The following is a 13,082-nucleotide window of genomic DNA, read 5'->3' as shown; positions in this document are numbered from 1 at the left end:
GGTCAGTCCTCCTCCGACACCGCTGCGTGCGGCTCGATTCCGTAGCGGTCGAGCTTTGCCCGCAGACCCACCCGCGACAGACCCAGTTCGGTCGCCGCTTTGGACTTGTTCCACTTGAGCCGGGTCAGCGTCTCGCCAAGGATGCGCATCTCCATCAGCTCGACCCGCTCTTTCAACGTGCCTTCCAGCCTGCACACGTCGCCCGCAACTGGCGTGGCGCCCTTCGGCCCCGATTGCAGGATGTGGCGCGAGATCAGTTCGGGCCCCAGCGTCATGTCCTGCGCAAGGATCAGCATCCGCGTCACCTCGTTGCGAAGCTCGGGCATGTTGCCGGGCCAGTCATAGCCCGCGAGGAAGTCCAGGGCAGGCTTCGCCATCCCGCGCACCGGCTTGCCGTGCTCCTGCGCGATATCGTGCAGGAACCGTTCCGCAAGGATCGCCACGTCATCGCCGCGCGCCCTCAAGGGTGGCACCTGCAACTCGACCACGGCCAGCGCGTGATACAGATCCTGCCGGAACACGCCGTCATCCGCCTTCTCGCGCAGGTCGCAATGCGAACCGGTCAGTAGCCGCACGCCGGTCGTCAGCGTCTCGTGCCCGCCGACGGGCTGGAACGCGCCTTCCTGTGCGATCCGCAGCAGCGCGATCTGCATCGCGTCCGACAGCGTGTCGATCCCGTTCAGGAACAGCGTTCCCCGGTCCGCCTTCTGGAACAGACCCACCTTGGTCTGCGCCATCCCCGGCACCGCGCCGCGCTTCATGCCAAACAGCTCGGCGGCCAGCACCTCGTCTGAAAGACCCGCGCAGTTCAGTTCAAAGAACGGCCGGTCGGCGCGCAGGCTGCCATAGTGCATCGCCCGCGCCATGTCGGTCTTGCCGGTACCCGGCTCGCCCGTGATCAGCACCGGAACGTCGAAGCTCGCATACTGCCGCGCCAGCCCGATGGTGGCGTTCAGCGGAGAGTTCGGCCCGCGCAGCACGTGGTCAAAGCCAAGGCCCGCCTGCGCGATGCGGCGGCGTTCCTCCAGCTTGCGGCTCGCGGTGTTCCCGAGATAGCGCATCTCCAGCGTGATGCGCTCGTGATCACGGGCCAGCGAAAAAAGCCGGGTGGCGTTTCGCACGGCCATCAGCAACTGGTCCGGGTGCCACGGCTTGGTGATGAACTGGTAGATCCCGGCGTCGTTGATCGCCTGAATCATGTCGTTCGTCTCGGTATAGCCGGTAACGATGATCCGCACGGTCTCGGGCCAGCGGTCCCGCACCTCGGTCAACAGCTCTATCCCGGTCTTGTCCGGCATACGCTGGTCCGAGATCAGCACCTGCACCCAGTGGTCTTCCATCAGCCGCCACGCCTCTTCGGCGTTCGCGGCTTCCAGCACGTTGAAGTCGTCCTCCAAAGCCATCCGCATGGCGGCCACGGAATGCGGCTCGTCATCGACGACAAGGACGGTTTGAATCGGATCGGGCATCTACTCGGCCGCCGTCTTACGGCGCTTGGCAGCGGCTTCCGAGGCCAGCCAGCCGATCCATGCGTCCAGCCCCTCGCCGGTGCGGGCCGAGGTGCGTATGATCTCGATGCCGGGGTTCACCCGGCGAAGGTTGGCTTCGTACAGGTCAAGATCGACGTCGCAATGCGGCGCGAGATCGACCTTGTTCAGCAGCGCCAGCCGCGCGGCGGTGAACATATCGGGGTATTTCAGCGGCTTGTCCTCGCCCTCGGTCACCGACAGGATCGCGACCTTCGCATCCTCGCCCAGATCAAAGGCGGCGGGGCAAACGAGGTTGCCGACATTCTCGATGAACAGCGTGGTGTCTTGCCCGATGCCAAGGTGATCCAGCGCGTGTCCGACCATGTGCCCGTCAAGATGGCATCCCTTGCCGGTGTTGACCTGACAGGCGGGGGCGCCCGTCTCGCGGATGCGGTCGGCGTCGTTGGTGGTCTGCTGGTCGCCTTCGATCACGGCAACCGGGCCGGTCATCGCGCGGATGGTGGCGCACAGAAGCGTGGTCTTGCCCGAACCCGGCGACGAGACGAGGTTGACCGCGTAAGCTCCCAGATCGGCCAGACGACGGCGGTTGACCTGCGCATGGCGGTCGTTCTCGGACAGGATGCCCGTCTCGATCTCGATCAGGCGTTCCTGGCTTATGCCCGGCACCTCGACCCCGGCGGCGCCGTGGCCGAAATGAATGTCGTGGCCGTGGTGGTGATGCCCGTGATCATGATGGTGGTGGTGATGCGCATGGCCGTCACCGTGGTGATGGTGCCCCTCGACCTTGCCGTCCCCGCATCCGCAAACAGTGCACATCAGATCACCTCCATATCCTTGATCCGCATTTCGTCTCCTCCCTCCGGCATCAGCTTGCCGCCGCCGCAGTCGGGGCACGGGTCCAGCCGGTCGGCGATCTCGACCTGCTTCATGCAGTCGTAGCACAGCGCCACGCCCGGCAGATCGATCATCTCCAGCGCCGCGCCCTCGGCCTTGGACCCCTTCATCACGATGTCCCATGCGAAGGTCAGCGCGTGCTTTTCGACGCCCGCGAACCGGCCGATCTCCAGCCGCACGCGCGTCACCCGCGCAATCTCGTCCGACGCGGCGGCCTGATCCACCACGCGGCGGATACCTTCGCACAGGGACATCTCATGCATCGCTTGCCTCCCGCAGCCGCACCGGGCTGCACGGGTCGAGGATATCCAGCACCAGCGGAGCCAATCCCTGCCGGATCGCCGGAAGCGAGGCAAGCGTGCGGTCGAGGATACCGCCCTCTGCCAGCAGCGCGTCGGTGGGCGTGACACGGGCAATGTCCGTGACCACGTCGCCGTCCAGTTCGATACGGATGCCATAGGCACCGCGTGCAGCCGGGACCATCGCGGCACCGTGCTGGCAGTCCACCTCGGGCAGCCGGCCCAGCGCCGCCGCCTCGATATCGTAAAGCCGCGCCGCCGCGCGCCACAGGGGTCCGCGACCGTAGCTGTTGCCCAGCGCCACCATGACCGGGTGCCCCGCATGGCGGCCCGCGACCGAGTTCTCGAACGGTGCAGTTTGCCAGATCGACCGGAACGTGACCTGCGGCAGGCCCTCGGCCACCGCCTCGTGCGGGGCGAAGCTGTCGCGGATCAGGCGCAACGGCTGCACCAGCGGCGAGGCAGACGACAGGAACGCCTCGAACGCGTCCATCGTCGCCGGAGCCTGCGCCGCGCCAAACAGCGCCCGCATCAGACCGGCGCCACCCAGTTGCCAGTCGGCGGGCAAAGCCACGGGCGGATGGCCGAAGTAGCCCGGCCAGGTCACGTGGAATTTCATCAGGTGGTCGCGCAGGCATTCCCGCGCGATACCGCCCGCGTCGAACGGACGCCCCAATGCGGCGGCGATCCCCGCGCCCTGCGCCGCGCGGCACAGGTTGAACAGACGCGGCAGCAGCGTCAGAACCTCGTCGGCGCTGCGCCCGGCCACGTGCCGCGCGACCGGCAAAGCCGGGGCGGCGACGGCGGTCAGCCGGGAAGCGATGCCGCCCTCGTGCCGCATCAGCCCTCTCCGGCGCCCGACATGCCGGCGGTAATGACCGCCCGGCGGCTGGGTTCCTCGGGCAGCACCGGCTGCGTCTCGGCCTCTTCCGCCGCCTCGACCGCCGCAAGCTCTGCCTCGCGCGTCGCGCGGATGTCGGCGGCACGGTCGGTGTCGTCGCGGTTGGCCTCGTCGAACAAGGCCACCATCACCGCGCGGGCCACGTCTGTCGCCTGCTTTTGGGTGGTGAAGTCCGCCATCGGCGAGAACAGCGAGCAAGCCTTGTAGCCGCCGGTCAGTTCGCGCGTGTTGTGGATGAACTCGTAGTCGCCCGAGGGGAACGCGATCACCTCTTTCTCGCCCGCCCTCAGCCCGGACCAGTCCTGCCCGTCCGGCATCATCACGAGGTTCATGAACCACGGGCTGACCAACACGCCAAGGATGGTGTCGCCCTGCTTGCGAAAGCCCACGGCCTCGACATGCAGCGCCTTGTTGACGATGGGCACGTCGCGCATCTTGGCGTGGTAGACCTCGCGGAAATCCGCAACCAGCCGGTCGGTCGCCTCTGCAACGCGCGCCGCCTCGATCAGCGCGTCCGCACCGGGATCTTCCAGCACCATGAACTGCTCTTTCGGCGCATCACAGTTCGGGCAGGACCAGTCTTCGGGCAGGTCCGTGAAGGGCGTCCCCGCCTCGACCTGCCGATAGTCGTCGCCTTCCGCCGGATCGTAGGGCGTCCAGCAGATCTTGCACTCCATCACCGCGGCGGCGCTGATGCGGTCGTTGGCGCCCAGATAGCTGCCTTCGAAGCTCATCGCACCGCCTCCAGCACTTCGCGCAGGCGTTCCGCGCTGTCGGACAGATCCTCGGGCGCGGCCAGCGCGACCTCGGGCATGCCGGTGACCTCGAAGGTGTCGAGGATCAGCGTGTCCATCGAGTTGTAGAACTGCACCCTCCACACATGGCGCATCGCGGTCGAGCGGACGCGGCAGTTGCCATAGCCGCGCGAAAGGATATCGACCGACCCCTCGCCCATCCGCGCATCCAGCCAAGCAAGGTCTTCCTCGGTATGCGGCAGCAGCGTCAGGTTCACGACGTGCAACTCGCCGTCAAACGCCGCCGACTTGTCCACCAGTTCGGCCAACAGCGAGGGCGCGTTGACCACCCCTGCCCCGGCCTTCTGATCGGACATCGGACGAACCGGCTCGAACGCGCGGTCGCGGGATTGCTGCGGGACAGTGGCGACCTCGATGGCGTCAACGCCCGCGCCCTGAAGACCCCAGACACCCGCGAAGACGCTTTCCTGCACGCGGACCGCGGGGATGCCGCGGATCTTCATCGCGACTTCGCCCTCGCCCATCGTTTCGGCCACCAGCCGGCGGTTGGCGGCGTCGAGCTGCGACAGATCGAACCGCTCGGGCGCGCCGCCTTGCGCCACCCGGTCGGCGGCGTCCGCCACAAGGCCCATCAGTTGCAGCGCCGGAGCCAGCGCGGTGCGGTCGTCGACCTCGGGGAACGGCGCGCTGAAGGTGCGCATGTCCTGCGGCAGCGACATATATTCCAGCGTCTCTTCCTCTTCGGGCTGAGAGCCGGGGCCGAAGCCCATCGGGGGCATGTGGAAGTTCTGTACCATGCGAATGCTCCTTAGGCGGCGTTGGCCGGTTCGGCGGACAGGATCTGCGGGATGCGCGCGATGTAGTCGTCCCAGTCGCGCACCTTGGGGATACCGCCAAGGAACTGGCCGTCGCGGTAGAAGATCACGCTGGGCGTCTTCAACACGCGGGTCTCTTCGCGCAACTGCGCTTCGATGGCGTCGTCCACGACCGCGCAGTCAAAGGCGCGCTGGAAGGCGATGCGCAGCTCGGGCAGGATCACAGCCACATCCGCGCTTTCAAGGTTCCGGCGCGGATCGCCCGGCAGGAAAAGCGCGGTCACGCCGGTCTCGGTGAATGCCGCGAGTTCCTCGCGGGTGGTCAGCCGGGGCCAGCCCAGCTCGTCCGTCAGTCTGTCGATCAGGGGATGTCCCATTTGCCTGCCTCCCTAAGCTTCGGTCTTGCCAGCCGCGCGCGCCGCTTCCAGATGCGGCGGCAGTTGTGGCGTTCTGTTGTCCAGATCGGCGAAGGCCGCACCGGCATCGCCGCCGCCCATCACCGCTTTCAGCCCGTCCAGCGCCGCCGAGATCAACCGCGCCTCCTCGGCCGAGATGACCTCGCGCGCGCTGCCCAGATGGGTCAGCACCCATGTCCCCGGCGCGACCGGCCCGGTCAGCGACAGGTCCACCATCTCGCCATAAGCCGTGGTGCCCGCGATCCCGTCCACCGACAGGATCTGCACCGGAATGCCGACGCACATCAGGCGCGCTCCGGGAAGAAGCGGTCGTCGCCGGTGCGGCAGGCCTCGTCCTCGCTGGGGCGGCCAGTTTCGTAGGCGTCTTGCCGGATCGAGGCATCGGCGAGGTCGGGGGTTTCGGTCCGGCCCTCGGTCGCCTCGAAGCCGCGCGCCGCCAGCCAGTCGCGGGCGATGGTCACGGCTTCGGGGATGCGGGCGGCGGTTATGGCCCGCAATCCCCCGCCGTAGTCTTCCAGTTCTTCCGGCTGGCAGCCGATCAGCACCAGTTCCGCCGGGCAGTAGCCCATCAACTGCGCCGTCGCGATCACGTCCTGAAAGCCGGTCTGGTGCAGCGACATCTTCTTGGCGCCCATGAAGGCCGGAACCTCGTCGCCTTCGACGACCTTCATCGTGCCGGGTTCAAGGCCATAGTCGACGGCATCGAACACCACCATCACGTCGGCTTCTTCGAGGAAGGGCAGCAGGTAAAGACCTTGCGTACCGCCATCCAGCACCGTGACTTCTGGTCCGTATGAAAGGGTCTCGGCCAGCCGCTCGACGCAGCGCACGCCAAAGCCTTCGTCGGCCCAAAGTACGTTTCCGATACCCAGGATCAGCGCCCTGCGCGTCATCGCTCCCTCCCTCGCGTCTTCCACGAGCCCCTCCGCTCGCGTCCTGTGGAAACCCATCCTACGGTTTAGAACCGGTGCTGGCAGCGATTCTGCCGCACCCGGCGAAATCAGGTCAACGCACTGAATTTACATAACCTTTCCGCTTACCACACCCTAATCACCGCAGACCTACCGGCATCTTACCTTCCAATTCTATACCATTATGAAAACTACCTAACCACAACGAAGAACGGACCCCGAAGGGTCCGTTCCAGATCCGCCCCGTGTCGGAAGCGGATCAGTCGGGGAGGTCGTCCTTGAAGGTGCGGGTGCCCGAGATCATCGTCGAGACCATCGACTGACGGCTCATGATGTCCTCGCGGATCGCTGCGTAAATATGGATCATCATGAAGATGACGATGAACCACATCCCGAGGTGATGGATCGAGTGCAGGATCTGCGTGTTCCCCACCAACGCGATAAGCCATCCCATCGCGAGGTCGGGCAAAGACCCCTGCCCTGCGCCCTCGGCATACAACGCCCAGCCGGTCAGCAGCATGAAGGTGATGCCGATCGTCATGAAGAAGAACATCGCGACCTGCGCCAGCGGGTTGTGACCGACATACTTCTTCGGCGTCTTGGCGATGAAAGCGTACCACTTCAGTTCGTGGAACATCTCGCGCCACCATGCCTTGCGCCAAACGGGCACGTAGAACAGCTGCTTGGCGTGGTGGTTGCCGACGAAGGCCCAGTAGATCCGCCCAAGGAACGCGACCGTCAGAAGCTGCCCGGCCACGAAATGCGCGAACCGGATATAGCCCATGACGAACTGATGCGTCGCCTCGGCGAAGTTCATTGTCGGCAATGGCGTGGCGATCAGCCAGCCGGACCCGATCAGGATCATGATCAGCGCCGCGTTGACCCAGTGCCAAAGCCGCACCGGCCACTCGTAGACGAAGACGCTGGTGCGCCGGCGGATCGACTCGATGTCTGCCTTGGTCGCGTCGCCGGTCAGCTGTGAGCTGACCAGCGGGTCGACGTGGACGTTCGTTTTGTGGATCGTGTCCTCCGGCATGGCGTCACTCCTTGCGGCGCGCCTGAAGCGCCCACAGAACGCCAGCCAGAACGACAAGGCCCAGACCATGCAGCGGCGACAGGACCCAGTGCGCGGCGCCCTCCAGCGCGCCGTGCCCCGGATGCGCCAGCGCCGCACCGGCGGTGGCCATGTAGACTGCGATTGCGTGTTTCATGGTGTCCTCCCTCAGCGCACCTTGACGTTGGCCAGTTCGTCGCCGTCCGGCGACATCACGTGGGTCGAGCAGGCAAGGCACGGGTCGAAGCTGTGCAGAGTCCGCAGGATCTCTACCGGCTCTTCCGGACGCTCGACCTTGGTGTACATCAGCGAAGCCTCGAAGGCGCCGATGTTGCCTGCGGTGTCGCGCGGAGACCCGTTCCACGTCGTCGGGACCACGCACTGATAGTTCTCGATACGGCCGTCCTTGATCCGCACCCAGTGCCCCAGCGCGCCGCGCGGCGCCTCGGTGGCGCCCACGCCCTTGGCCTCTTTCGGCCAGGTGGACGGGTCCCATTTCTCGACGTTCGCGGTGGCGGTGTCGCCGTTGATGCAGTTCCTTACCAGCTTGTCGAAGAAGTGCTTCTGCAGCCGTCCGCAGTACTCGGATTCCAGCGCCCGCGCCGCGGTGCGGCCCAGAGTCGAGAACACCGCGTCCAGCGGCAGGTCCATGTCGCGCAGAAGGCCGTCGACCTGATCCTTGATCTCTTCGTGACCCTTGGCGTAACCCACGATGTAACGCGCCAGCGGCCCGACCTCCATCGCGTGCCCCTTCCACCGGGGCGCCTTGATCCACGAGTATTTCGCGGCCTCGTCCAGCTCCTCGATGTTGGTGCGGGTACCCTTGGCGTTGGGGCCAAGCTCGTACTGCGCCTCGGTCACGCCGTCCCAGGGATGCAGGCCCTTTCCGGGCTCGCCGTAGGTGTACCACGAGTGATCCACGTACTCCTGGATCTGCTCGGGATCGCGCTGATCCACGTCATGCACCGTCGACAGATCGCCGTCGATGATCGCGCCGCGCGGCAGGTGAAGCTGCTCGGGCGAGAAGTCGTTCGCGTTCTCGGGGATGTCCCCATAGGCAAGGCAAGCCTTCGACGACAGCCCGCCGCCGTACAGCCAGTTCTTGTAGAAACCGCCGATCGCCTTCACGTCGGGCAGATAGACGTTCTTGTTGAACTCGATGCACTTGTCGATGATCGACGACACCATGTTCAGCCTTTCCATGTTGATCGCGCCCACGGCACCGGTGCCGTCGATGTTGATCGGGCACGGAACGCCGCCCACCAGCCAGTTCGGATGCGGGTTCTTGCCGCCGAAGATCGTGTGAACCTTCACGATCTCTTTCTGCAGGTCCAGCGCCTCGAGATAGTGGGTCGTGGCCATCAGGTCCGCCTCGGGCGGAAGAAGGTAGGCCGGGTTGTCCCAGTAGCCGTTCTTGAACAGGCCAAGCTGGCCGGACTCCACGAACTTCTTCAGCCGGTTCTGCACGTCGCGGAAATAGCCCGGCGACGACAGCGGGTGGTTCGGACCGACGGTCTGCTGCAACTCGGACGTCGCCTTCGGGTCTGCCTTCAGCGCGTTGATCGGGTTCACCCAGTCCAGCGCGTGCAGGTGATAGAAGTGAACGACGTGGTCGTGGATCTGCAGGTTCAGCTGCATGATGTTGCGGATCGAGTTCGCGTTGTCCGGGATCGTGATGCCCAGCGCATCCTCGACCGCCCGCACGCTGGTCAGCGCGTGGGTGCCGGTGCAGACGCCGCAGATCCGCTCGGTGAAGGCCCAGGCGTCACGCGGGTCACGGCCCTTCAGAATGACCTCAAGCCCCCGCCACATGGTGCCGGTGCTGACCGCGTTGGTGATCATGTTGTCGTCGTCGACGTTCACCTCGCAGCGCATGTGGCCCTCGATCCGGGTCACCGGATCGACCACGACGCGCTTGCCGGAGTTGTCCAGCGTGAAGCCGTTGGGTGTTTGGATGACCATCTATTAGACCTCCTCGCTGGCAGGCTTGTCCTGCGTCTTTTTCTGTGCGGATTTCAAAGCCGAGACCGCCGCGTGCAGCGCGATGCCGCCGCCGACGACGCCCGCGGCGGCCATGCCGATCTGGTCTGCATTCGCCTCGACCCCGAACTGGGTCAGGTCGGTCACACGGTCGTAGAACGCCCCCTGATCCCAGAAGCCGTCTTCGGAACAGCCAATGCAGCCATGGCCCGACTGGATCGGGAAGCTGACGCCCTCGTTCCAGCGCACGGTCGAACAGGCGTTGTAGGTGGTCGGACCCTTGCAGCCCATCTTGTACAGGCAGTAGCCCTTCTTCGCGTTCTCGTCGTCCCACGCCTCGACGAACTGGCCGGCGTCGAAATGCGGGCGGCGATAGCACTTGTCGTGGATGCGCTGGCTGTAGAACATTTTCGGCCGCCCCTGCCGGTCAAGCTCTGGCAGCCGGTCGAAGGTCAGCATGTAGGTGATCACGCCGGTCATCACCTCGGCGATGGGCGGGCAGCCCGGCACCTTGATGATCGGCTTGTCGGTGATGACCTTGTGGACCGGCGTCGCCTGCGTCGGGTTCGGCTTGGCCGCCTGCACACAGCCATAGGACGCACAGGCACCCCAGCTGATGATCGCCTTTGCGTCCTTGGCCGCATGGCGCAGCTGTTCCACGAACGGCTTGCCGCCCACGATGCAGAACATGCCGTCCTCGTTCAGCGGCGGGTTGCCCTCGACCGCGAGGATGTAGTTGCCCTTGTACTTCTGGATGGTGTCTTCCAGCGCCGCCTCTGCCTGATGCCCGGCAGCCGCCATCAGCGTGTCGTCGTAGTCGAGAGAGATCATCGACAGCACGACATCCTTTGCCAGCGGGTGCGCCGAGCGGATGAAGCTTTCCGAGCAACAGGTGCATTCCAGCCCATGCACCCAGATCACCGGCGTGCGCGGCTTGGTTTCCATCGCATGCGCGATCTTGGGCACGAAGGCCGGACCCAGCCCCAGCGCGGCGGCGGTCAGCGAGCAGTATTTCATGAAACTGCGCCGGGTGATGCCCTGGCTCCGCATGACCTCGTAGAACGTCTCGATCTGACTCAAAACGCGACCCTCCCTCTTTCCGTTTGCCATGCGCAGGGCGACAGAGCGCCCGCGCGGGTTCGGTCATCATGACGGTATGCGACGGTGTGCGAAGGGGGCGGTTCCGGAAAATCCGCGCGCACCGGAAAAGCCCGGCAGGTCAGTCGGTTGCGCGGATATTTCGATCCAAAAGGACAGCGCGGATCGGAATGCAACTTGCCGCGCGGAAGACCGGGTGATCAGTCGCTTTCCATCTGCGCCAGCGCGACCATCGCCTGACCGAAGGCAAGCCCTCCGTCATTGGCCGGCGTCGCGCGGTGGACCAGAACCGGCACGCCCTCAAGACACCGCAGCGTCTCGGCAAGCAGTCGCGCGTTCTGGAAGCAGCCGCCCGACAGCGCCACCGCCGCGGCCTCACCCGTTTCGACGAGCCTTCGTGCCTCGCGCGCGAACGCGGCCGCCAGGGAGTTGTGGAACAGGGCGGCCCCGTAGGCCGCCGACGCCCCCAGTGAAAGGCTTTCTCGCAACTCTGCGAAGAACGGTGCCGGATCGATCTCGTGGCCCCGCGACGCAAAGCGTACCAGCCCCGCGTACGGAGGCAGCGCCTCCAGCCGCATGGCCGCCTCGCCTTCGTAGGTCTGTACGTCCGGACAGACCCCCAGGCAGGCGGCAACGGCATCGAACAACCGCCCCACCGAAGAGCTTGCCGGCGTGTTCAGCCCGCTTGCCGCAGCCTGCCGCGCCAGCACCAGTGGCTTGTCGGCGAACAGCGCATCCGCCCAGTCCGACAGCCCCGCCTGATCCAGCCGCACCAGCGCGTTGCGCCACGGCTCTCGCGCGGCCAGATCGCCACCCACCAACGGCGCCGGCCGCAGCCAGGCGCGCCGCTCGACCGACCGGTAGCCGCCCAGCAGCACCTCGCCGCCCCATACGGTTCCGTCCGACCCAAGCCCGGTCCCATCCAGCACGATCCCCACGACCGGCCCGCCGTCCAGCGGCCACGCGTTCTCTGCCATGCAGGCGGCCATATGCGCGTGGTGATGCTGCACGGAAACATGCCGCAATCCCTCGGCCTCCGCCCGCTCGACGCCATGGCGCGTGGCACGAAAATCCGGATGCAGATCCGTCGCCACCGCGTCGGGCGCATGGTCGAACAGCGCCGCATAATCCGCGTCGGCCTGAAGAAACGCCTCCCATGTCAGGGCCTCGTCCAGCTCGCCAAGATGATGGCCCAGCAACGCCTGCCCGTTTTTCACAAGGCAGATCGCCGCCTTCATCTGCCCGCCATAGGCCACCACCTGACGGTCGGGAAACCCGGGAGGCAAAGGCAGCGTCCCCGGCACCCGCCCCCGCGCCCGGCGCAGGGTCATCGGCCCGGCGGGTCCGATCCGCTCCACCCCGTCATCCAGCCGCCGCGCGATGTCGCGGTCGTGCATGACGAAGGCATCCGCGAAGGCCCCGAGTTTCTCCCGCGCCTCGTGGTTGCCGATCACCTGTGGCTCGCCCGACAGGTTGCCGCTGGTCATCACCAAAGGCCGCGCCATCGCATCCAGCAGCAGATGATGCAGTGGCGTATAGGGCAGCATCCACCCCAGCGTTCCCTGCCCCGGCGCGACCGCATCGGGCAACGCCGCCCCGGACTTCTCCAGCAATACAACCGGCGCGGCAGGGTCGCACAGCAACGCCTCCTCCGCCGCCGAGACCATGGCATACTGCCGGACCAGCGCCAGCGGAGCCATCAGCGCAAAGGGCTTGCCCGGCCGCCGCTTCCGGGTCCGCAAAGCCGCCATGGCCGCCCCGTTTGTCGCGTCGCAGCACAGATGGAACCCGCCCAGACCCTTGACCGCAACGATCTCGCCGCCAAGGATCGCCGCAGCCGCCAACGCCACGGCGTCCCCCTGACCCTCGCCCGCGTCCCGCTCGAACCACACCCGTGGCCCGCAGGCCGGACAGGCGACGGGCTGGGCATGAAAGCGGCGATCCGCCGGGTCTTCGTATTCGGCACGGCAGTCCGGACACATGGCGAAGGGCGCCATCGTGGTCTGCGCCCGGTCATAGGGCAGCCCGGTCAGGATCGTGAACCGTGGCCCGCAGTTGGTGCAGTTGGTGAAGGCATAGCCGCGGCGCCGCCCGTCGCCCCGGATCTCGTCCGCGCAATCCGCACAGGTCGCCGCGTCCGGCGTCACCCGCGTCTCGGCCCCCGGTCCACCCGAGGCCGCGATCACGAACGCGTCCGCAACACCCACCTCGCACGAAGCGCACTCCACCGCATCCACCCGCGACAAGGGCGGCGCCTCGTCCGACAGCGCCGCCACGAACCCGTCCAGATCCGCGCCCGCCGCGAAGATCAGCACCCCCTCGGCGTCGTTCAACACCTCACCGGTCACGCCCATCCGGCGGGCAAGCTGCCATACGAAGGGCCGGAACCCCACGCCCTGCACCTGTCCCCGCACCCGGATCCGCAGCCCGTTCACCGCTTCTTCTTCTCTTTCAAAATACCTCGGGGGA

General features: G+C 66.3%; 14 protein-coding genes. All 14 read right to left on the bottom strand.

The window, feature by feature from the left end; all coding sequences use genetic code 11:
- Positions 1-2: 2 nt before the first annotated feature.
- Entirely contained in the window at positions 3-1,469 is a 1,467-nt protein-coding gene (locus ACP156_RS16345) for a sigma-54-dependent transcriptional regulator (RefSeq protein WP_425052424.1), read from the bottom strand.
- Positions 1,470-2,306 carry a hydrogenase nickel incorporation protein HypB gene (gene hypB / locus ACP156_RS16340; RefSeq protein WP_425052423.1) on the bottom strand — a complete coding sequence of 279 codons (837 nt, stop codon included), beginning with the start codon at positions 2,304-2,306 and terminating at the stop codon, positions 1,470-1,472.
- Entirely contained in the window at positions 2,306-2,647 is a 342-nt protein-coding gene (gene hypA, locus ACP156_RS16335; protein WP_425052422.1) for a hydrogenase maturation nickel metallochaperone HypA, read from the bottom strand. The genes hypB and hypA overlap by 1 nt, the downstream gene beginning before the upstream one ends.
- Positions 2,640-3,524 (bottom strand): hydrogenase expression/formation protein HupK, encoded by an 885-nt coding sequence (locus ACP156_RS16330; RefSeq protein ID WP_425052421.1) that lies wholly within the window; start codon positions 3,522-3,524, stop codon positions 2,640-2,642. Before ACP156_RS16330 ends, hypA begins: the two co-directional genes overlap by 8 nt.
- The gene (gene hybE, locus ACP156_RS16325) at positions 3,524-4,318 is read right to left on the bottom strand and encodes a [NiFe]-hydrogenase assembly chaperone HybE (protein WP_425052420.1); all 795 of its coding nucleotides are present in this window, start codon (positions 4,316-4,318) and stop codon (positions 3,524-3,526) included. Before hybE ends, ACP156_RS16330 begins: the two co-directional genes overlap by 1 nt.
- Positions 4,315-5,136: a hydrogenase expression/formation protein gene (locus tag ACP156_RS16320; RefSeq protein WP_425052419.1), complete on the bottom strand. Its 822-nt coding sequence runs from the start codon at positions 5,134-5,136 to the stop codon at positions 4,315-4,317. The genes hybE and ACP156_RS16320 overlap by 4 nt, the downstream gene beginning before the upstream one ends.
- An 11-nt stretch (positions 5,137-5,147) precedes the next feature.
- Complete coding sequence (locus ACP156_RS16315; RefSeq protein WP_425052418.1) at positions 5,148-5,531, bottom strand: hydrogenase accessory protein; 384 nt, start codon at positions 5,529-5,531, stop codon at positions 5,148-5,150.
- 12 nt (positions 5,532-5,543) lie between these two features.
- The gene (locus tag ACP156_RS16310; RefSeq protein WP_425052417.1) at positions 5,544-5,855 is read right to left on the bottom strand and encodes a HypC/HybG/HupF family hydrogenase formation chaperone; all 312 of its coding nucleotides are present in this window, start codon (positions 5,853-5,855) and stop codon (positions 5,544-5,546) included.
- A complete protein-coding gene (locus tag ACP156_RS16305) occupies positions 5,855-6,463 on the bottom strand; it encodes a HyaD/HybD family hydrogenase maturation endopeptidase (protein ID WP_425052416.1) in 609 nt (202 codons plus the stop codon). The genes ACP156_RS16310 and ACP156_RS16305 overlap by 1 nt, the downstream gene beginning before the upstream one ends.
- A 277-nt stretch (positions 6,464-6,740) precedes the next feature.
- Positions 6,741-7,517 carry a Ni/Fe-hydrogenase, b-type cytochrome subunit gene (cybH, locus tag ACP156_RS16300; RefSeq protein ID WP_425052415.1) on the bottom strand — a complete coding sequence of 259 codons (777 nt, stop codon included), beginning with the start codon at positions 7,515-7,517 and terminating at the stop codon, positions 6,741-6,743.
- A gap of 4 nt (positions 7,518-7,521) precedes the next feature.
- Positions 7,522-7,692: a hypothetical protein gene (locus tag ACP156_RS16295; RefSeq protein WP_425052414.1), complete on the bottom strand. Its 171-nt coding sequence runs from the start codon at positions 7,690-7,692 to the stop codon at positions 7,522-7,524.
- A gap of 11 nt (positions 7,693-7,703) precedes the next feature.
- The gene (locus ACP156_RS16290) at positions 7,704-9,497 is read right to left on the bottom strand and encodes a nickel-dependent hydrogenase large subunit (RefSeq protein ID WP_425052413.1); all 1,794 of its coding nucleotides are present in this window, start codon (positions 9,495-9,497) and stop codon (positions 7,704-7,706) included.
- Positions 9,498-9,500: 3 nt separating this feature from the next.
- Positions 9,501-10,595, bottom strand: a complete 1,095-nt coding sequence (locus ACP156_RS16285) for a hydrogenase small subunit (protein ID WP_425052412.1) — start codon at positions 10,593-10,595, stop codon at positions 9,501-9,503.
- A gap of 218 nt (positions 10,596-10,813) precedes the next feature.
- A complete protein-coding gene (gene hypF, locus ACP156_RS16280; RefSeq protein WP_425052411.1) occupies positions 10,814-13,048 on the bottom strand; it encodes a carbamoyltransferase HypF in 2,235 nt (744 codons plus the stop codon).
- Positions 13,049-13,082: the final 34 nt, after the last annotated feature.

It is taken from the genome of Psychromarinibacter sp. S121 (genome assembly GCF_049801035.1).
Taxonomy (GTDB): domain Bacteria; phylum Pseudomonadota; class Alphaproteobacteria; order Rhodobacterales; family Rhodobacteraceae; genus Psychromarinibacter.
This window is presented reverse-complemented; position numbering and strand designations above follow the sequence as displayed.